Genomic DNA, 20,325 nt, shown 5'->3' with positions numbered 1-20,325 from the left:
TCAAGGATAGGTTGATAAAACAAAATCAATTTATGACAAGACTCAGGATACTTGAGTTTGGTCCTGATGCTGTTTCCGCTTTTGAATAACAAATTCCGAGGGGAGCATATCAAACTCTTCCTTAAATGATTTTGCGAAGTACTGCGGCGTGTTAAAACCCACCTCATATGACACCTCAGAGATATTCATTTGACTATACTCTAATAAATACGCAGCTTTTTTCAATCTTAACATCCGGATATACTCAACCGGAGATCTGCCGGTTATCAATAATAGCTTTTTGTAAAGTGTGTTACGATTCAGGCCCAGGTATTTACTGAGCTCGCTAACGGACAGTGCAGGATCTAGCATATTTTTATTAACATACTCGATAATATTTTTTATAAATTTCTCATCGGTAGACGGAATGGCAGGTTCATTCAATTTAAAATCAAGCTGACGGGTATAGGTCTTTTTAAATGTGGCTTGTAGACGTAAAAGATTTTTTATTTTGGAAGTGAGTATCTCAAAATTAAACGGCTTGGTCATGTAGTCATTTGCCCCTATCTCCAGGCTTTTTAGTTCCTCTTCCTCACCGATCAATGCCGTAAGTAATATGACCGGAATATGTGATGTCCGGCTATCATTTTTTACTTTAACACATAGATCCTTTCCACTCATTTCAGGCATACTGATATCACTCACGATGATATCCGGATGCAGCGCGAGCGCCTTTTGCCAGCCCTCCTTCCCGGTTGTTGCCTCAATAATATGGAACAGCCCTACAAGATTATCTTTTAAATAAAACCTGAAATCTTCATTATCCTCAACCAATAAAACAGTTTGTTTACTATTTACGCTGCTAAGGTTTTTTGTCGCCACTTCAATACCAGGAAAGGTGACCACATCGTCTGCCTCCTGATCAACCAGTACATTTTCTTCAGCGCCGTGTAAGAGCATAGGCAAGCGTACAATAAAACAACTACCAAACTCAGTATCACGCTCCACGAAAATTTCGCCTCCATGCATCATAACAAATTCTTTGGTAATTGCCAGGCCGATGCCGCTGCCCTGGTTCAACATGGAGCCAGGAAGATCGTTTTGAAAGAACCTGTCGAATATGCGTTCTTTCCTGTCTTCCGGAATTCCTATGCCGGTATCCATTACTTTAATTTCAACATATTTTAAATTAGTTTCCGATCGTTCAGGAACTAAACTTAGCAACACACTGACATGGCCTCCTTTCGGCGTAAACTTAAAAGCATTTGAAAGAAGATTGAATAATATCCTTTCTATCTTATCATGATCAAAACTGGTTTTTAAAGATTCTTCTGAGGTATCAAAGACAAACCGGATACCCTTTTCTTCGGCTATATCGATAAATGACAGGCTCACATCTTCAATAAATTTAATAATATCGCCGTGCCGGGTATGTAACTTTAGTTCCTGCACCTCCATTCTTCGAAAATCAAGTAATTGGTTTACCAGATTCAGCAGCCGTCTGGTATTTTTGCGTACCATGTTCAATTGTTGCTTTTGACCGGCATTGACAGAATCTCCCAACATTTTATCAACCGGCGCCATGATAAGCGATAATGGCGTACGGAATTCGTGGCTTACATTTGTTAAGAATTTGGTTTTTAGCCTATCTATCTCATACAAACGCTCAACTTCTTTCCTTTCCTGCTCAATAATGCGTTCCACTTCCTTTTGCTGCTGCTCAGCCGCAAACTTCCACTGTATCTTTTGTATCCCCCGCCGGCGAATGACGAAAAGTCCACCTATTATAACGATCAAATAAATGGCATATGCCAATGTCGATTTCCAGAATGGGGGCTTTACGTTGATTTTTAAAGAGATGGAGTCGGTATTCCCAACAGCGTCCCTATTGATGGCACGCACCATAAAAGTATAAGTTCCGCCATCCAGATTTGTGTACGTGGCTTTGCGCATAGTATTTTCAGCGGTGATCCAACCTTTATCAAAACCTTCTAGCATATACTGATATTTTACCTTCCCCGGATTAAAAAAATTGAGCGCGGCGAACTCAATCGTAAAAACGTTTTCATTGTGATTAAGTGTAACAGCCCGTGTCTCTGAAAGTGCTTTGGATAGTATAACATGGCCATTTATAGCTTCATCCGCAGCTACACTCTTGTTAAACAACAGCAAATCGGTAAATATGAGTTTTGATTTATTGGTATTGGGCTTTATAATCAATGGATTAAACAGATTAAATCCGTGTCCGCCACCAAATATCAGCTCGCCCTTACTCGTTTTAAAAGCGGCATTTACATTAAATTCACGCCCCTGCAAACCATCTGTTTCGTCGAAGTTTTCAAATCGGAAATTATACCTATTATCGGTACCCGTTAAAATAATACGGCAAAGACCATTTGATGTACTCAACCAAATCATACCGCTATTATCCTCCAGGATGTTTTGTATTAAATTAGCGGGCAGGCCATTTTCTTTCTTTAATGATAAAAAGCGGTTTGTTTTTACATCAAACACACTCAATCCATAACGCGTACCTATCCATACCAGACCCCGGCTATCCTCTAAGATACAATTCAATTTATTAGATATAAGTGAGTTGGGATTATTATCATCATGTTCATAATGAACTATATGACCGCTTTTTTTTATGATTATGTCAATGCCCCCGTCGCCACCCACCCAAATATTACCTTTCTTATCTTCCAAAATAGCAGACACGAAGGTTGATCTTATTTGCGTTTTATTGTAAGGGCGGGTGAATATTTTTTTGAACGGATCGAAAATATTTAGACCTCCAGCGAGGGTTCCGATCAACAGGCGATTTGATGAGTCTTCAACTATGCTCCATACCCTGTCATCTGCAATGCTTGTTGCGATGTGATCGTCATGACGATGATGGGTAAATACCTTGCCGTCAAAACTGTCTACGCCTCCGAAATAAGTACCTATCCACAGTGTTTGGTTGTGGTCCAGGCACAAACTCACAATTATATCATTACTAAGGCTGTTGTTATTTTGCGGGTCATTTTTATAACGCGTGTATTTCCCTGTTTTGCGGTCAAGGTAGATCAAGCCGCCACCATTTGTACCAATCCATAGATTGCCCCGCTTATCCTCCACAAATTTGTCAACATCCTCAAAGTCCAGACTTGAAGGATCAGAGGCGAAGTGTCTGTATAATGGAAACCTGATAATATTTTTATGATAATAGCTTATGCCTTCTTTAAATGTACCAGCCCACATTATACCTGTATTATCCTTATAGAGTATTACACTATTTTGTTTTAACGATTTGGCATCATCTTCCCTATTCAATAAATAAATAACCTTAAATCCTTTTTTATCAATAAGATTTATCCCACCATGATCCGTTGCCACCCACATCAGGCCTTCATCATCCTGATAAACATTGTTGATGACATTTACATTTAACCTTAGCCCTTTCGATGCTTTATCAAAATGGTTCAAAATATTCTTCCGCGGATTTAAATAGTACACACCTAAATTTGCTCCTGTTGCATAAATCCATAGGTCCCCATCAATATCGGCCATTATGGAGTAGGTAAATGATTTGACATTATTTAACTTGCTTAATGCCTTACTGGTGTAAGTAATTTTGTTACGAGCTATATTAAGCTTTTCAATGACACCTGTATCGTATATGAACCACATATTCCCCAGGTTATCTTCCGAAATATCAGTTACATTATTGGATAACAGGGCCAGTTTAGCACCTTTGCCACAACCATAATAATAGGTTTGTTTATCGGCCGGGTCATATCGGTAGACACCTGAATTCGGGTATATAAACCAAAAATTGCCTCTCCTGTCTCTTTTTATTTTACTCATACCGGCACCTGGCAGCTTCAATAACCTGATCCATGATGACACATCGGCACTGAACTTTTCTGTAGCCATATTGTAGATGCATAGGCCAGTGCTGGTAATTATCCACAGATTCTGCCCTGGTCCTTCGAAAATATTTTGAATATAATCATCGATAACCGAGTTTTCATTGTTTGCAAGGTGTTTAAACACCTTAAAGGTATAACCATCGTAACGATTAAGTCCAGCGCCGGTACCAAACCACATAAAGCCCTTTGAATCCTTGTATATGCAATTGACCTGATTGTGAGAAAGGCCGTTATTGATATCAAGATGCGAAAATTGATATTTGTTAATTTGCGCATTTGAATTGCATAGTACACAGATAATCAGAAAGGAAACTAAGCTTAACCGCATGAAATTTATAGTTGGCCATCAAATTTATAATTTTAAACTTATCAGACTAGTATATATTGGTTTTTTACTGTTTTATTAACACTTATAAAAACTATTTAGCAAACCTTAAGGCATATAAGTTTTTGTTAACGCTTATTCTATTTTTATACTAGCGAAGCAAAAACAACCAGTTAAAATTCCCTTTTCCAGACCGTCAGTCTGCTGCCGGAAAATTTTCGGGTACAGTTGTGGGTAAATCTGAGTTAAATCCTCTTTCTCCGACCAGGTCGGTTGCTTGCATTATTTCACCGGGGGGGGCAGTGCTACCGCAAAATTCACAATTATACGAATTGAAAGAATCCGGTTTAAGCAGGAAGGTCAACTAATTAATTGTATAAATTACAATAATTAATATTTTTCATTTACTTTTACGGACTTACAAACCTTTATTTTCCGCAATTACTCAATTCAATTATGAGAACAACAATTACAGGAATTGCTATTCTTTTTTTCTTTGCCGTTCAGTCATTTGCACAGGATTTTCAGCGAACGAAACAGGGTATAAAATTAAATTCACAGTTCATGGATATTGAAGTCCGGTTTTATTCTCCAACTATCGCCAGAGTCATAAAATCACCTGAGGGCACACAACCCAAAAAGGAAAGCCTGTCCGTAATTAAAGTTCCTGAAGAAGTTGAATTTACTGTTAAAGAAGAAAATCACATTATACATATAAGTACCGCAGCTCTGCAGGTTTTTGTAAATGCAGAGACCGGCAAAGTTTCATTTGCCGATATTGCAAACCATTCGCTGGTTACCGAAAAAGATTATGGCGCGCAGTTCACCGAGAAAAAAGATGCAAATAAAATCGCCCATTCGGTAAGGCAGGCTTTTTTGCTTGATAAAGAAGAGCCTATCTATGGACTTGGCCAACAACAAAATGGAAAAATGAGCCAGCGTGACCAAAAGGTTTATCTTATTAATCAAAATACCCGGGTTTGTATTCCTTATATTCAATCTGTAAAAGGTTATGGCATATTCTGGGATAATTACTCGCCGACCACCTTTAATGACGATAGCCAGGGGACATCTTTCGATTCCGAAATCGGGGAATGTATTGACTATTACTTGATGTGGGGAGGTTCAAAAGACGGGGTTGTGGCTCAAATTCGTGACCTGACCGGACAGGCCCCTTTAATGCCCTTATGGGTTTATGGATACAATCAGTCGAAAGAAAGATATAAGACCCAAGCGGAGTTGCTTGAAGTGGTAAAAAAGTATCGCGACCTGAAAGTACCGCTGGACGGTATTGTTCAGGACTGGCAATACTGGGGAAAAGACAGCCTGTGGAACTCCATGTCATTTGACCCGGCTACTTTCCCTAATGCAAAGAGTATGGTAGACCAGGTGCATGCCATGAATGCGCATCTGTTTATTGTCGCCTGGCCAGGCTTTGGGCCTTTGACCAAACAATATACCGAGTTCAAAGAAAAAAATATGCTTATTAATTTTGATACCTGGCCGCCGAAAAGCGGTGCTAAACCGTATGATCCTTACAATCCGGCAAGTCATGCCATTTATTGGGATTACCTAAATAAAGGCGTTTTTTCTCTTGGGACAGACGGCTGGTGGCTAGATTCCTCAGAACCTGACCATATTAACATAAGTGATAAAGATTTCGATCAACCTACTTATTTGGGATCGTTCAGGAGTGTGATCAATGCTTTCCCTCTGGTTCACGTGGGTAGTATTTACGATAGCCAGCGCGAAAGTGGCTCGGGCAAACGTGTCACCATTTTTACAAGGTCGGCATTTGCAGGTCAGCAAAGATATGCAGCAAATACCTGGAGCGGAGATGTGGCATCCAGTTGGAGCACATTAGCAAAACAAATTCCGGCGGCTCTAAACTTTAGTCTTAGCGGGATACCTTACTGGAATGCGGATATCGGCGGATTCTTTGCAGGCGATTTTATCGCAGGCGGAGGTGCCAAAAATCCGCTATTTCAGGAATTATATACACGTTGGCTTGAGTTCGCCACGTTTACACCTATGATGCGATCTCATGGAACCGATATTCCAAGAGAAATTTATCAATTCGGTCATCGTGGTGAACGAACCTTCGACATCATTGAAAAGTACATTAAATTAAGGTATAGCCTACTGCCTTACAGCTATGCTACAGCCTGGAATGTAACCCACCATTCCGGCTCATTTATGAGAGCACTGTTCATGGATTTTGGCAACGATAAGCATGTATATGATATCGGAAACCAGTATATGTTTGGAAGCTCGGTTATGGTGATACCCGTGACCAGTTCGGGCGCAACAGAGCAGACCGTTTATCTTCCAACGGGTTCATTATGGTATAATTTCTGGACAGGTAAAAAAGAGCAAGGCGGTAAGACTATCATGGCAACCGCGCCGATAGATATATTACCGCTCTACGTAAAGGCAGGTGCGATCATTCCATGGGGACCCGAAGTTCAGTTTGCAGAGGAGAAAAAATGGGACAACCTTGAAATCAGGATCTACCCGGGAAAGGATGGCGATTTTACACTTTATGAAGATGAAAATGACAACTATAATTATGAAGAGGGCAAATACACAGAGATTCCTATGCACTGGAATAATAACAGTAAAACCTTAACCATAGGAAAAAGGAGAGGTGATTTTGCTGGTATGCTGACCGAAAGAAAATTTAATATTGTCCTGGTAACAGAAAATAGAGGAACCGGAGCAGAACTAAGCAAAAAAACAGACCAGATTGTTCATTACAAAGGGGTTAAACTTTCTATTAGAATTTAGGTTTGATATCATGACTGAGACACTGTTTGTTATAGCAAACAGTGTCTTTTCCTTATCTTGATGACAAATCCCAGAAAACTTTTTTATTGACCAGGTGTTTAGGAGATTTTCTAAGATCGATTTGGCATCATCGGTAAGTTGAAATAGCCATTAACCCTTTCGCGTTATAGTGATCTTATTTCACCGGCCTATTTTAGGAGCCCAGTCAAGTCCTTGGTCTAAATCTTCGTCGGGGTTCCTACCTTTTTTTTGATCTTGTTCTTGCCTTTTTGGTTCCTCCTTACTCAAATTTTGCTGGATCAGTTCTGGTAAGGCAGATTGAAAAAGCTGTTTAACCACAGCAGTCAACTTGTTTTGAATAGGGTGGGCTTTGACAAATTCTTTAATATCAACCTCAAGTATTTCTGCCGTAGCTACCGGATCGAGCTTTGCATCAATTGGGATTTCGACTACAACAACATTTTTAGGCAGTGATTTGATATTGCCCGGGGGATTGTAAACGGTATGTTTTCGTGTATGATAGAAAAAGAGATAGGTTTCGCCTGCACGCCCGGCCTGCATCTGGTGCAATTGGATGCTGTTTCCCGGTGCTTTTGTTTCACGTAACTCGCCCAACCGCAGGTCTATGGTAAAATCTGTTCCATTAATATTAATATGTGGCAACTCACCCGCCAGGCGCTTATTAAGCTGCTCAGCAAATTCCTGCTCCTTTATTTGTTGCTCCATTTGCAACTGCAATTGTTTTTGGGTGGGATATTCACTCTGCATGTCTTTCAGGAAACCTTTAATCTCCTGCTCAGCGGCGTTCCTGGCCTGCATTAAATGAACCGCCTGTTGAACACCCTGGTTAAAACTTGCTGATAGCTCCGGCGACCATTTCCGGTCAATTTCATCGTGGAACAGCTGCAAGGGATTAGGCGGATTGGTAGCGATCAGATAAACCCCTAACTTAAAGGAACCTTCAACGGGTTCAACGCTACGGCCATACATTTGCAGTTTGTTGTACAATGCGGCAGATTGTACAGTATAAAGGGTGGGCGCAACCATCTCATATTTTTGGTCATGCACTTCCTTGCCGACCATTCTGCCACCTTTCTCCTGGGACTTCATGTCCTCAAAGCGCAGGTGGGTGCCCAACAAACTCAGCCGGGGATGGATAGCCAGCAGCTTAATCTCTACACGGTAGCCCTTTTGTTGAAGTTCATCGATGGTTTTATTCATCCCTTGGCCGGAAGAAAACGTTGTTTCCAGTATATAGCTAAGCCGATTGTCTTCGCAGTAAGCCCTCAAACCATTATTCCAATCCTGGGCATATTTGGCAGTAAGTGAAGGATAGTAGGATTCAAAGCGGGATTTGGTCTCATGGGCGTCAGGATGATAATCTCTGAACAAGTCTGCATTACAATTAATAATATTACCACCCAATTCGGCCCTGGCAATTCTTTCTAACTCTGTTTTGCCCGCACCAGGCTGGGCACCTAAGATAATGACCACGGGGCTATCGGATGGTCTAGCAATAGTCGTGTTATCTTCAATAATGATCTGTTGAATTTTGTCAAACCGTTCTTCAGAGAGCGTGTACAAGTTCTTTAAGGACTCGGTTCGGTCTACTGCATACGCTGAACTTAAATCGGGATTTTTTTTTTCTCCGCTAATAAAATAGGACCGTATTTTTCAATAACCTGATCCATCCGCTCCAGGCTGGAAAAATTATCATTGTTGTTTACCGCCTCAATAGCCTCGTTGCGTAAAGCCAGCAATTCCTCGATGCGCTGCTGATCGGGATTGGCCTTTTCAGACTCTTTCATTTTTTCCCGCGAGGCCAGTGCAACCAATCCGTTTAATATAGAATTGGCGCTTTCAGTTCTGGTATACCAGTCGAGCGGATTACGCGCTTGTACGGTTTTAGCAGGGGGTAACGGCAGGTTTAATTGCCGGTACATTTCAACGTAGGTTTGGTAATCCATCACCACTCTTGTCGGTTCACCTCTTTCATCTGTCAAAATTTGTGTTTCCATACTCTTATCCATCGTTAATCAAATTTACTAATTTTTTGGGTTGTTTGATAAGGCAGCCGCCAAAACCGCTGCCCTATATTTAATGGGTTCATGGCAGAATTGAATTAACGGACGTGGGTTAAATTCATATAGTGCCAGATCAGCATAATGGTGCCGACCGATGTTACCAGCCCAATCAACCCAAAAACAATCCATGAAAGCACTGCTTTGTATTGCTCAGGCGTTTTTGCATCTGAGAATAGCTGAAGGTTCCGTGTGATCGGTGCCGGGCCTCTGTTGATCGCCTCTCTGATCGCTACAAAGTCTGTAGCCATGCTTTTATTGATGCCTGCAAGCCCGGCAGTAATGGCTTCCTTTGCCTCGGATAGATCAGGAACTGGCGCAGTCACTTTCATATTGGCCAGCTTGGTTGCAAATTCTTCTTTTTGCTTCTTGCTTTCAGTGAACAATCGTTCGATCATGGTGTGTTTTTCCTTTATCTCTACTGCCTGGGTTTCCATGTATTTCTGCATTTTTTCTTCATGCTCGAAAATATTTTTGAGCATATCCGTCATAGTCACTTCATCGATTGGTGTTGCTTCATCCTTCATATTATCATTGATTAATGGTTTTACAATTCTATTTTCCTACCTGCCTATGTGGTAGCTTTGATCCTGGCCTAACTTTTTCTTCTTCTTTTTGCTTGGCGTTTCCGGTTCTTCTTCCGGCATATTTTGAAGCAGGTCAGCAAACAATTCGCCGCCAGCTGCCAGGGCTGCCCTGAAATAATGTATTTGCGGTTCCCGCTTTAAATAGGTTTTCTGCTCTTTTTGCTCATTCTCGCTAATCACTTCCCGTAACTGATCGGCCAAACTTTTGGGTTCCTGCTCATACGCTTGACATTGATCGCGAGCCGGGTTTTTAGGCTGCATTTGCTGCACCTGCCGCTGTGTCTGCACCTGCCGAATTTTCTTTTCGATGTCGGTCAGGCTGTAACCAACCTGGCTACCTTTGAACCTGACATGCTGCTGATCGGTAAAAGCGATACCTCGCCCAAGTTCCACCTCATAGCCTTTCTGCTCCATATAGCTTTTGACTTCCTTTACGCTTTTACATTGCTTAACCGCCTTAGCCAAATGTGCTTTTAAGTGTTCCTTGCGCTGATCCACCCGCTGGCTTTGCGCTACCCGCTGCTCTGGTTTCAGGAATTTATTAGGGCTCAGCACTTTTGTCAATTTGTAAGCTTGCTCCATCCGTCTGCAATATTCGGCCATGCGCCGATAACTGTTACTGTCGCTCGCGGTTGGCCCCTCTAAACCGATCCTGTTGGCAACAATATGCAGGTGTTCATGTTCGGTATCGGCATGGGTAATCACTACGTATTGTCTATCTGCAAAATCAAACTCTTTGGCCAGCTCCTGGGCGATATCGATCTTATCCTGTGTGCTGAGCTTACCATTGTCGGGCAGGTCAAAACTGATACTGGCGTGGAACACGGGCTTGCTGACATTCTGGTTCCATTGCGCTACCTCTACAAATTGCCGGATCAGTTCTTTCTTGTTGCCAAAGCACTGGTTATAATAAATGACCTCCACCTGCTTCTTTTCCATTTCCAGCTTTTGCTGTTCCTCATTCTCCTGCAACCGGCCTTCATGCAGGTAGCTCATGCAGCCGCGAAAACTTTTACCTGTAGTGATTTTCCCGATCATGCCAAATAATTCTTAACCTCTTTTACTATACTCTGCAAGCCTCTGACTTCCTGGTTCAGCAATGCTCTGTCAAGCGTATTTAAATCTTCACTCTTGTTGCGCTTCCTGGCGATCTGATTTAAATTGGCAGCCATGTGATTTAAGGTGCCGGTAAATTGCAACACTTCCTTCGGCAAAGTCTTCACCGTTATCCGGCCATTTAATCCTACTTGACGGAGATAAATTGATACGTTTGTCCTGGCGCGTCTGGCATTGGCCTGTATCATCTTTTTCTCTATGATATTACACATCACCGTCAACTGGCAATCTCTTTTTATTTGCGCCTTCGGGCGGCCACCCTTGTTTACTACTCTTACTTTCTGTGTCTCCTTCTCCATTTGACTTACTTTAAAATCAAGCCTGATAAAGCATCAATCTGTCTTAATAAATTCTTTCCTATCCCCCCAAATGCTATAGCATGAAGGGGGGCCAGCGAGTTTCGGCAGGGCCGAAACATAGCTGGCTCCGCTTACAGGCCAAAGGCCTGTTCCGCTGCCCGGCTGTTGATGCAACACCAAAGGTGCTGCCCCGCCAAAAGCGGCCTGCCGCTTTCGCGGTTCTTCGATAATCGCTATTGCGAATATCAAGCTGTTGAAACGGTGGCACCAAAGGTGCCGCCCGTTCATTTCGGCGGCTTGCCGCCGGTCTGTTTACACCCGCAGGCAGGTGTATCGGTCGGCGCTCTAAAAAACGGTGGCTTTTTGACCTGCTTTTCATACCGTCTGATGCCGTCAATTCATTGGCATAGCTATTGTCAACAATACGGATTTAATGCGCTCCATCGGCTTTAAAATGCTCTAACTTCTTATTGCTGATTGCCAAATGCTGTACCGCCTCTTCCCTGATTTCTTCTACTGTTTTTTTACGGCCTGACTTGACCCATTCCGTTAATTCTGAACGATAGAAATACAGGCGCTTCCCTCGCTTATTCACTGGGATTTCTTTACGACATACCTTGCTATAAACGGTCGGGACTGCCAGGTCTAAAAATGCTGCGGCCTGGGTGATGGGCATAAGTTATTCCTGCTCCGGCGATTGTTCTTTTCGCTGAAGTAAAAGCTGTTCGATGTTGTCGAGCTTTTCCTGTATTTGTGTTACCGCCTGGGGTAATTGGTCAAAGTTGAGTGTGTCTTTCATTGCGCATTAATTTTGTTTAATGCTGCAATGGTATGGGCTTGTTTTGCAGGGTTACAAGTAGGTAAGCGGCAACCCCGCACCTACCCCCTCATTTTTTTGTTATTTTTTGCTGCGGGAGCGGGCAAAATAAAAAACTTGTCTTCCTTTTGTTCAATCGTCAGGATGGGGGACTTACAGGGACGACCTTTAGTTGACATCAATCCATTGAGATAACCCTCGGGTAACTCTCTAGGTTGGGACTGCGGGGAAAGGTACAGGAATTTCGGCGCTATCCATTTTTCGAGGTCGATCATCCGGCACCCTACGATCAAATTAGCATCTTTGAGTTGTTTAAAGGCATCGGCCAGTGCGGTGGCGGAACCCCGGAATAACAAAGACGTATTAGGGGCTTCGTCGTGTAACAATAGTTTTTCCAGTATGGAATGATCTTCTGCAACAAAATAAGTTTTTAATAAATCAAACAGTTGCGCGGCTGCCCCCTCCCTAAAGGTTGGATAGTATCCCACTATTTTAGCAGTAGTCAACTGTTCTTCACTTAGTCTAGGCTCGGCGGTTGGTTTCTGCACCGCCGCTGTTTCCGGTAAACCGTGTGTTTCTGATTGGGGAGTCATTGCATTTTCGTTAGTGGTTTCATGCGTTGTCGTTCCTGCTTCCCGTTTCTTTCTTTCGGCATCCAGCCATTCTTTAAATTCAGTTTCGGACTTTTTCGGTTTGATGGCGGTTTCCGTAGTGTAGATCAGTTCCATTAAAAACTTTTCCCGTAGCTTAACCGATTCGCCCAGGTCCTCACTGAATTTACTGCTTACCTCGATCTCTGCACTATCGGATTGCAAGCCATTTACAATAAATAAATATTCCAACCTAACAGAAAAAATAAAAGAGCGGTTGTAAACCCTTGTCATCTCGGAATAGTTATCATGATAGTAGCCCCAAAACTCCTTAAAGCGGTTACGGACTTTAGTCAGCTCGGCCAGTTGGATTTGGATAAGTTCTTTGTCTAAAGTCATCAGGTCGATAAAGGCCATATCTTTCAATACCCTTAATTCGCTCCGGTAGGAAAAGCTGTCATAGTATGGGGTCTGGTAGGGTAGATCATAAACCTTGACTTGCTTCTTTTCATTCGTTCCCCACTCCATGTGAAGATCGTCTTCGATAACACGCAGGTCGAATGTTTGAATACGGGTTAAAAACTCTTTCAAATGCTGCATAATAGGTAGTATGTAGTTGAGCAAAGTTACTTAATATCCCTATTTGTCAAACCAATTCAGACCTGACAATCCTATGTTGTTTGTGTGTTTTTTGTGAAATTGTGTGAGAAATGTGTGAGAATAAAAAAAACCCACTCGCCAGAATGGGGTTAAATCGTTGATTTTGAGGCTCCCCTGACGATACATAACTTCAAAAACACAATTGATAATGTGAGAGTTATCGTCCAATTATCAAAAAATTCCAATTCCAATATAAACTTTTAAACTGCTTAAACCAAATCAAATAACCTCGCAGCCTTTATCACTGGTAAAAACAAGCTAAAGGCAAGCACTGAATCCAGTAAAAGTTTTTTTCCATGTATGTAATGTTGTTTTATCAGTTAAACTTTTCTACCCCTTTAGTACTGACCTTTATGATATCGCCATTTGCATCAAATTTTAAACTATCCAAGCAAAGCTGCCTTAAAACAAAAGATTCTTTCTGCGGAAAAATACGATGATATAAAATATAGCGCTGACCCTTATTTAAAAAAGAGGTGTGATGGCCGGGGCCTATAACCGTGCTATCAGCCGAGGTGCTTAATATAACACGGTGTTCATTTTCTTTAAAGGGGCCAAGCGGGCTGTTTCCTTTTGCATAACCTACCTGGTAGCTGGCGTCGATAGCTCTCCCTTCCGAAAACATGAGGTAATAAGTTCCGCTACGTTTAACCATATGCGCCCCTTCAAAAAAATGAGGGGTGCTGATATCCTTAGGTTTGCCATCAAACGAAACCATATCGCTTTTAAGCTGTACGGCCATGCAATGCCCGTTTATCCAATGATATCCCGATCCCCAATACAGGTAAGCACTTCCGTCGGCATCAATAAAACAATCCGGATCAATATTATGAACTTTAGGGTAATCTGTAGATTTTACCATTGGCGAATTATCCTTTTTCAGGTTTTTCCAGGGGCCAAGCGGTGTATTGCTTACACCTCCCCATACTTCTCCTCCTATCGCTACATACATGTAAAACTTGTTATTCTTGCCTTTTACTACAGATGGTGCCCAAATCATTTCATCGAGCGAGGATTTGCTGGTACAGGCCTGTTTAGTTGGCCAGTTAATATGATGCCTGATAAACTTAACAAAGTCGGTTGTTTCCAGCACCGCCAATTCATTAGCACCCCACGGATCAATGGTCGCATAAATAAAGTACCGGCCTTTATCTTTAATAATCGTTGGGTCCGCAAAGTAGCCGCCGGTTATAGGGTTTGAGATCATTTGCTTTTGAGCCCAAACGCATTCACACAGTAACATGGTTATAGCAAATACAAAAAACCGTTTCATCATAACAGTAGCCTATTTTATTTTTAATTTGATCAGGGTTTCGGGCATCCCATCGGCTTTTGCCGAAACCATAACTTCTTCTTTTGTTTCCCTTGCCTGTATAACCGCCAATGCCAAGCCATTAAAAGCATATCGGTAATTAACCTTAAAAGAGTCGTGACTTAACGGATCGCCATTATCAACGCCGGCAATAAAGGCATCCCCGATAATCTTGAAGGTTATTTTATTTTTAGCAAAAGGAACAAGGTTACCATCTTTATCCAACACTTTTGCCGTGATGAATGCAAGATCTGCGCCCCCAGCTTTAAGCATACTTTTATCTGCCGAAAGCTCAATTACAGCTGCTGCGCCGGCGGTTTTAACTTCGGTTGATAAAACTTCGACGCCATTTTTACGGGATACCGCTTTCAACGTACCTGGCTCATATTTTACGCGCCACATGACGTGCAGATCATCGCCCTGCTTTCTTTTGATTCCTAATGATTTTCCATTCAAATAAAGCTCTACCTCATCGGCATTATTGTAATAGGCCCAAACATCTATAGTTTTTCCCGGTTTCCAGTTCCAATGCGGTAAAAGATGTAAAACCGGCTTATTTGTCCACTCGCTTTGGTACATGTAATAAACATCTTTAGGAAAACCTGCGAGGTCGACAATGCCGAAATACGAGCTGCGTGCAGGCCATGTGTATGGCGTAGGCTCACCCAGGTAATCAAATCCCGTCCAAAGGAACATACCCGACAGGAAATCATATTTTTTGATAATCTTCCAGGTTTCTTCGTGGGTTGATCCCCATGGCGCGGAAACGTTATCGTAAGCCGAAACCGTAAAATCTGCATTCATGGGCTGTTTGTCCTCGTCAGACCAGCGACGAATGCTATCGCTCGGCATATCATAAATGCCCCTCGTTTCCAACGCTGATGTTGTTTCTGTACCGATGAATTTTTTATCGGGATAACGCTCATGAAAACCGACCAGGTCGTTATGATGATAGTTATACCCTACCAGATCGATAGCTCCCGATTTAATGATCTGATTTTTAGTATCAGGATGATTGTTGGCCGCGGTAACCGGCCGGGTACTATCCAGCTTATGAACTATCCCGGCCAAATCCTTAGCTATACGGAAACCGCTGCTATCACTTTGCTCAGGTATTTCGTTACCGATACTCCATATCATTACCGATGGATGGTTACGGTCTCTCAATACCTGGTCTTCCAGATCGCGTGCATGCCACTCTTTAAAAAATAGGTGATAATCATATTTTTCCTTAGCCTTTTCCCAGCAATCAAAGGCCTCATCCATCACTATAAAACCCATCGAATCTGCTAGGTCAAGCAGATCGGGCGACGGTGGGTTGTGGGATGTGCGGATAGCATTACAACCCATTTCTTTTAATATTTTCAATTGCCGTGCAAGCGCATGTACATTTATGGCCGCGCCAAGGCAACCCAAATCATGATGCAAACACACGCCTTTTATTTTTACGTTTTTTCCGTTTAGGATAAAGCCCTTATCGGTATCAAAATAAAAATCCCGGATCCCTACTGTAGTTGTGTAGGTATCCAAAACAGCATTGCCCGACACAATTTTAGAAACCACTTTGTAAAGCGCAGGATTATCTGCCGACCATAGCCTCGGTTTTAATACTGCCAGTTCCTGTTTAGTTATGGTTAGTGTATCGTTGATTGATAACAGATTAACAACCCGATCGCCAATTGCCTTACCAGCCATATCACATAGGCCGGTTATAAGCTTATACTCACCCTTTTTGCCGCCGTTGTTACGGATGGTAGTTTGCACAGAGATATTTGCGTTGGCTTCACTAACATTGCTGGTAGTAACAAAAGTCCCCCATTGATCTACCGCTATTTTGTTAACAGTAACTAAGCGCACATGCCGGTAAATACCCGATCCGGAGTACCAACGTGAATTGGGCTGCATGGAGTTATCAATCTTGACAGCAATGATATTTTTTTGTCGTCCGTATTTTAAATAAGGCGTTAACTCGTATCTGAACGAGATATAACCATTAGGCCTGAAGCCGAGGTGATGACCGTTTATCCATACATTACTTTTTTGATAAACACCATCAAATTCTATATAGGTCAACTTACCCTTACTTCTATCGGGAGCTATAAAGGTTTTCCGATACCAGCCGATACCGCCGGGTAAAGCACCGCCTTCGGGCTTAGCCGGGTTATCCTTCCTGAATCTGCCTTCGATGCTCCAATCATGCGGCAGATCGAGTTTGCGCCATTTGGTATCATCAAGACCTACACCCTGTGCTTGATTCACATCACCTAAATTAAACGACCAGTTTTTATCAAAATTTATAACCTGCCTTCCAGGTTGGTTTTGCGCACAAACAAAAGCGGCAGGCAGCAGTAAAATACAAAGGAGGAGATATTTATATTTCATGTTATTTATAATAGTATTAATGAAATGACCAACGGATAAACCCCACCTGCTGTTAGGTTAGATTTTCAGGAAGATCTTGTTCCGGTACAAAATATAAAGCAAGGTTAGCTGTATAAAAACCACAGATATAGCCGACCATACCGGTTGCCAGTTTTGAGACAGGTGGCTGATAATCCCTCCAAAAAAATAATTGGCCGTATGCTGAAAATCTACCATCCCCTCTGATGCGAGGTAAATGACTATTGAATTCACACCGATAAATACAAAAGGAAAAGCCCATTTTCGCCAACCGGCAACATCAATAATGAGATAAAATACGGACAGAAAAACACAGCTCCAGCCGCCAACAAACAGCACAAACGAACTGCTCCACAAGCGTTTGTTGATTGGAAAGCCCACATTCCATAACAAACCTAAGCCTATCAATACAACACCAGCAGCAAATACCCCCATTCCCTTTTTCCACATCGGCCATTTCGCGTTATCGTACTTCAAAAACTGCCCTGTAAATATGCCCAACATGGCCGTGCCTATAGCAGGTATGGTAGATAGCACCCCCTCAGGGTCATGCACTTTATCATGCAGACGACCGGGAAGCAATAAGCGATCGATATAAGATTCCAGGCTGCCATTCATGGTTAAAACACCCGCGCCGTAACCAGGTACAGGGATCCACTCCATGGCAGCCCAATACCCCAACAACAAAAAGGCAAACCATACAATCTGCCCACGAGTGCCAAAATGGAGATAGATGATGCCGGCAAAAAACCAGGCCAAACCAATGCGGCCCAGCACGCTGGCAAAGCGGGTATTTTCATATCCGTTAAACTTAAACAGCCCGTTCACCACCATGCCTAAAAAAAGCAGGATGAGTGCCCGCCTAATCATGGATACATAAACTTCCTTTTTGGCAGCGGTTGGTAAAAGATATGGTTGAGCAACACCGTGTTTTCCGGCTTTACTCCCCATGGAATATGGCATGGACACCCCGGCAATAAACAAAAACAGCGGGAAGATCATATCATAAAAAGTGATGCCGTTCCATACCGTATGGTGCAACTGGCCCGACATCCACACAAAAACCGGCCAGCCTGTGGCTTTGGCAACAGCGTGTATAACACGTTCCCCACTCATGATCCAAAACATATCAAAGCCGCGGAGGGCATCTAACGATAATAGCCGGGCTGGCTTTGAAACAGTTTTTTCAGGATTAGCTATTGGTGTACTTAAATTGCTCATATCCACTATTTAAGATCGTTACCCATATTTGCCCGGTACTTTTCATATAGTTGCTGCACTATCAGCGTGCTGCTGCCATTAGGCGCAACAGGATAAGTTTTTGATGAGTTAACCCATTGCCACTCCCAATCACTTATTGATTTATCGAACAGTTTAAAATCTGGTTCTTTGCCTGTTTCAAGCGAGGCTTGTAGCACCCCGAAAAACTTTTGCCAACGTACCTTGTAAAAATCGTTAAGCAAACCGCTCCACTGCCTGCACGAGTATTCATGCAACGGGCTATCTGCCCCTCCCCATAATGTGATGAGGTTGCGGGCATTTTTTTCATACAGTGCTTTTTCGGCGGGGTTAGTACCCCAGGCGCGGGCATCGGCTATCCAAGGGCCAAGCATAAAATCCTTTTGAGTAGCAAGCAGCTTGTCTATATCGGCTATTAAGGCTAAGTATTCGTTTGTGTATTTTACAAAAGCTTTATCATTTTTATCCTGGTACGCCTTGATCCATTTTAACTGAACCGGTCTGCCGTAGTTGGCCAGCACCTGCCGCGTAACGTCAACCAAATCATAATTAAAACCGCTGCTTTGTTTGCATAGTGGGATCGCCGCAACTATTTTATCCCAGGCGGGGAGCAGGTCCTTACGGTTATAATTAAGATGGGTGCGTGTCCATACAGCGGCCGAATCAAGCGTTGGCCGCCCTGTAATGATAGATTCAGCCCCATCGCGGATATCCTTGCCGTTAAAAACGGTCGTCCGCAGTATTTGCCATGCATCCACTGCTTCTTTGCTTTTTACACCATAGCGGTTAAATACATATTGAGGCAACCATTCATCAAGGTTAACGGGTTTGTTTTGCCACGTGTTTTGCGCCATTAATTCATACAACACAGGCGTTTGCTGAATGGCCTCCATAGTTAAGCCAATGCCAATCATCTTACCCGAAGCAGAATCTGCAAGGGCCTGCGCAGGTTGAGCAGCCACAGCTTCGATACGACCGAACAAACTATTGTTGCCGCCATAATTATGCAGCATATTCCAGATCCATGGTTTGCCGTAAAATGCTTCGGTACGTTTCCAAATCGGCTCGTAATCGGTGTTCAAGTCAAGTACTATCATATGATCATTAGGCACGGCATTTAATAGCGCTTTGATCTGCTCATTTTTCCAGAACTTCCGATCGCTAAAAAATAGCCATCCCTGCATCACCCAAACTGCCTTTGGATCGGCACCTTTCATACCATCATAAACCCGCGCACTTAATTCCGACAGGAATTTAGGATCGTTAGATGGCGGTTCGTTCTCATTAAAAGTATCTGCCGAGTACAGGTGGTCGGTTCCGTAAACCTTGGTTTGTTCCTCTATAAACTTCTTACCTATCTGCGCAAACAACGGATCTTCCGAATCAAGGATATAAGTATCAGCAAAGCCATTGTTCCAGTTGGTTTGTTTGAGTTTGGCCTTAGGATAATGTTTTTTAAACGACGCCGGCACATGCCCGGTAAAGGCAGGGAGTACCGGTTTTATCCCCAGTTCGCGCTCGCGCTGCAATATTTTAACCTGCAAGTCGCGGTGGCTTGTTATCCAGGTTGTTGGTAGTGGCCCATCCCAGGCATCAACATTACCCATATAAAACCAACCAAAATATGCCGGGCCTGTAAAAAACTTTTGCATATCATGGTTGCTGAAACCCATCGATTTATAAACCTTGTCCCAAACATATTCCTGTCCGGTAATAGCCAGCGGCATATTAATGCCATGAAGCGCCATCCAGTCAATCTCCTTTTCCCAGCGTTTCCAGTCCCACCAGCTCATGCTGTAACTGTACGTACAATAGTTGAGGTAATACCGGTATTTGTAAGGGGTCGCTTTATGCACCTTGGCCGCAGGCATAGGCAAATTAGCGGGTAACTTCAGGTTTGAGCCGTTCCAGGTAATTTGGCAATGCGTATATTCGGCAAGGTAATGATACAGGGCCGACGCAATGGCCACGCCATTGTTACCCCTTAAAATGATCTTCCCTTTTGCGCCTTCTACTTCAAAAGCATCTTTAGCTTCAGTTACAGGAAGCGGCTGAACGATAAATTTTTGAGCGGCAGCGGGCACAATCCTTTTAATTAAAGCGTACGATGACTGTACATTTAACTGCGCTACGGTTTTGTTTGCCATACAGCACATGCTGCACAGCAGTATATAAATAAAAACTTTGGGTTTGCAGTTCATTTACTTTGATGTTTTAAT

14 protein-coding genes are annotated in these 20,325 nt (G+C 42.7%); 1 reads left to right on the top strand and 13 read right to left on the bottom strand.

Annotated elements, in window-relative coordinates; translation table 11 throughout:
• Positions 1–42 precede the first annotated feature (42 nt).
• Positions 43–4,221 carry a hybrid sensor histidine kinase/response regulator transcription factor gene (locus ACTJKG_RS18670; protein ID WP_440740103.1) on the bottom strand — a complete coding sequence of 1,393 codons (4,179 nt, stop codon included), beginning with the start codon at positions 4,219–4,221 and terminating at the stop codon, positions 43–45.
• A gap of 561 nt (positions 4,222–4,782) precedes the next feature.
• Here ACTJKG_RS18670 and ACTJKG_RS18665 point away from each other — a divergent pair.
• A complete protein-coding gene (locus ACTJKG_RS18665) occupies positions 4,783–7,005 on the top strand; it encodes a glycoside hydrolase family 31 protein (protein ID WP_440740102.1) in 2,223 nt (740 codons plus the stop codon).
• 180 nt (positions 7,006–7,185) lie between these two features.
• Here the strand turns inward: ACTJKG_RS18665 and ACTJKG_RS18660 are convergent, their stop codons facing one another.
• From ACTJKG_RS18660 to ACTJKG_RS18605, 12 genes are all read right to left on the bottom strand, one after another.
• Positions 7,186–8,589, bottom strand: coding sequence for a zeta toxin family protein (locus ACTJKG_RS18660; RefSeq protein ID WP_440740101.1), 1,404 nt, complete (start codon positions 8,587–8,589; stop codon positions 7,186–7,188).
• 41 nt (positions 8,590–8,630) lie between these two features.
• Positions 8,631–9,023, bottom strand: a complete 393-nt coding sequence (locus ACTJKG_RS18655) for a hypothetical protein (RefSeq protein ID WP_440740100.1) — start codon at positions 9,021–9,023, stop codon at positions 8,631–8,633.
• Between the two features lie 104 nt (positions 9,024–9,127).
• A complete protein-coding gene (locus tag ACTJKG_RS18650) occupies positions 9,128–9,613 on the bottom strand; it encodes a hypothetical protein (protein ID WP_440740099.1) in 486 nt (161 codons plus the stop codon).
• A gap of 36 nt (positions 9,614–9,649) precedes the next feature.
• A complete protein-coding gene (locus tag ACTJKG_RS18645; RefSeq protein ID WP_440740098.1) occupies positions 9,650–10,711 on the bottom strand; it encodes a relaxase/mobilization nuclease domain-containing protein in 1,062 nt (353 codons plus the stop codon).
• Positions 10,708–11,088, bottom strand: a complete 381-nt coding sequence (locus ACTJKG_RS18640; protein WP_440740097.1) for a plasmid mobilization protein — start codon at positions 11,086–11,088, stop codon at positions 10,708–10,710. The genes ACTJKG_RS18645 and ACTJKG_RS18640 overlap by 4 nt, the downstream gene beginning before the upstream one ends.
• Positions 11,089–11,161: 73 nt before the next feature.
• The gene (locus tag ACTJKG_RS18635) at positions 11,162–11,467 is read right to left on the bottom strand and encodes a hypothetical protein (protein ID WP_440740096.1); all 306 of its coding nucleotides are present in this window, start codon (positions 11,465–11,467) and stop codon (positions 11,162–11,164) included.
• Positions 11,468–11,518: 51 nt separating this feature from the next.
• Complete coding sequence (locus ACTJKG_RS18630; RefSeq protein ID WP_440740095.1) at positions 11,519–11,764, bottom strand: helix-turn-helix domain-containing protein; 246 nt, start codon at positions 11,762–11,764, stop codon at positions 11,519–11,521.
• Positions 11,765–11,967: 203 nt separating this feature from the next.
• Positions 11,968–13,095: a hypothetical protein gene (locus ACTJKG_RS18625; protein WP_440740094.1), complete on the bottom strand. Its 1,128-nt coding sequence runs from the start codon at positions 13,093–13,095 to the stop codon at positions 11,968–11,970.
• Positions 13,096–13,471: 376 nt separating this feature from the next.
• A complete protein-coding gene (locus ACTJKG_RS18620; RefSeq protein WP_440740093.1) occupies positions 13,472–14,431 on the bottom strand; it encodes a family 43 glycosylhydrolase in 960 nt (319 codons plus the stop codon).
• Positions 14,432–14,440: 9 nt separating this feature from the next.
• Complete coding sequence (gene galB / locus ACTJKG_RS18615; RefSeq protein WP_172337241.1) at positions 14,441–16,849, bottom strand: beta-galactosidase GalB; 2,409 nt, start codon at positions 16,847–16,849, stop codon at positions 14,441–14,443.
• 57 nt (positions 16,850–16,906) lie between these two features.
• Complete coding sequence (locus ACTJKG_RS18610) at positions 16,907–18,088, bottom strand: acyltransferase family protein (RefSeq protein ID WP_172337242.1); 1,182 nt, start codon at positions 18,086–18,088, stop codon at positions 16,907–16,909.
• A gap of 5 nt (positions 18,089–18,093) precedes the next feature.
• Complete coding sequence (locus ACTJKG_RS18605; protein ID WP_440740092.1) at positions 18,094–20,307, bottom strand: alpha-N-acetylglucosaminidase; 2,214 nt, start codon at positions 20,305–20,307, stop codon at positions 18,094–18,096.
• Positions 20,308–20,325 lie beyond the last annotated feature (18 nt).

The sequence above is a fragment of the Mucilaginibacter sp. 22184 genome (genome assembly GCF_052045695.1).
Lineage (GTDB): Bacteria > Bacteroidota > Bacteroidia > Sphingobacteriales > Sphingobacteriaceae > Mucilaginibacter.
This window is presented reverse-complemented; position numbering and strand designations above follow the sequence as displayed.

Excerpts from the sequence above, each read along its gene's own strand:
- ACTJKG_RS18670 (WP_440740103.1), bottom strand. The coding sequence starts at position 4,221 with ATGCGGTTAAGCTTAGTTTCCTTTCTGATTATCTGTGTACTATGCAAT.
- ACTJKG_RS18665 (WP_440740102.1), top strand. The coding sequence starts at position 4,783 with ATGGATATTGAAGTCCGGTTTTATTCTCCAACTATCGCCAGAGTCATA.
- ACTJKG_RS18655 (WP_440740100.1), bottom strand. The coding sequence starts at position 9,023 with ATGGAAACACAAATTTTGACAGATGAAAGAGGTGAACCGACAAGAGTG.
- ACTJKG_RS18650 (WP_440740099.1), bottom strand. The coding sequence starts at position 9,613 with ATGAAGGATGAAGCAACACCAATCGATGAAGTGACTATGACGGATATG.
- ACTJKG_RS18645 (WP_440740098.1), bottom strand. The coding sequence starts at position 10,711 with ATGATCGGGAAAATCACTACAGGTAAAAGTTTTCGCGGCTGCATGAGC.
- ACTJKG_RS18640 (WP_440740097.1), bottom strand. The coding sequence starts at position 11,088 with ATGGAGAAGGAGACACAGAAAGTAAGAGTAGTAAACAAGGGTGGCCGC.
- ACTJKG_RS18635 (WP_440740096.1), bottom strand. The coding sequence starts at position 11,467 with ATGAAAAGCAGGTCAAAAAGCCACCGTTTTTTAGAGCGCCGACCGATA.
- ACTJKG_RS18630 (WP_440740095.1), bottom strand. The coding sequence starts at position 11,764 with ATGCCCATCACCCAGGCCGCAGCATTTTTAGACCTGGCAGTCCCGACC.
- ACTJKG_RS18625 (WP_440740094.1), bottom strand. The coding sequence starts at position 13,095 with ATGCAGCATTTGAAAGAGTTTTTAACCCGTATTCAAACATTCGACCTG.
- ACTJKG_RS18620 (WP_440740093.1), bottom strand. The coding sequence starts at position 14,431 with ATGATGAAACGGTTTTTTGTATTTGCTATAACCATGTTACTGTGTGAA.
- galB (WP_172337241.1), bottom strand. The coding sequence starts at position 16,849 with ATGAAATATAAATATCTCCTCCTTTGTATTTTACTGCTGCCTGCCGCT.
- ACTJKG_RS18610 (WP_172337242.1), bottom strand. The coding sequence starts at position 18,088 with ATGAGCAATTTAAGTACACCAATAGCTAATCCTGAAAAAACTGTTTCA.
- ACTJKG_RS18605 (WP_440740092.1), bottom strand. The coding sequence starts at position 20,307 with ATGAACTGCAAACCCAAAGTTTTTATTTATATACTGCTGTGCAGCATG.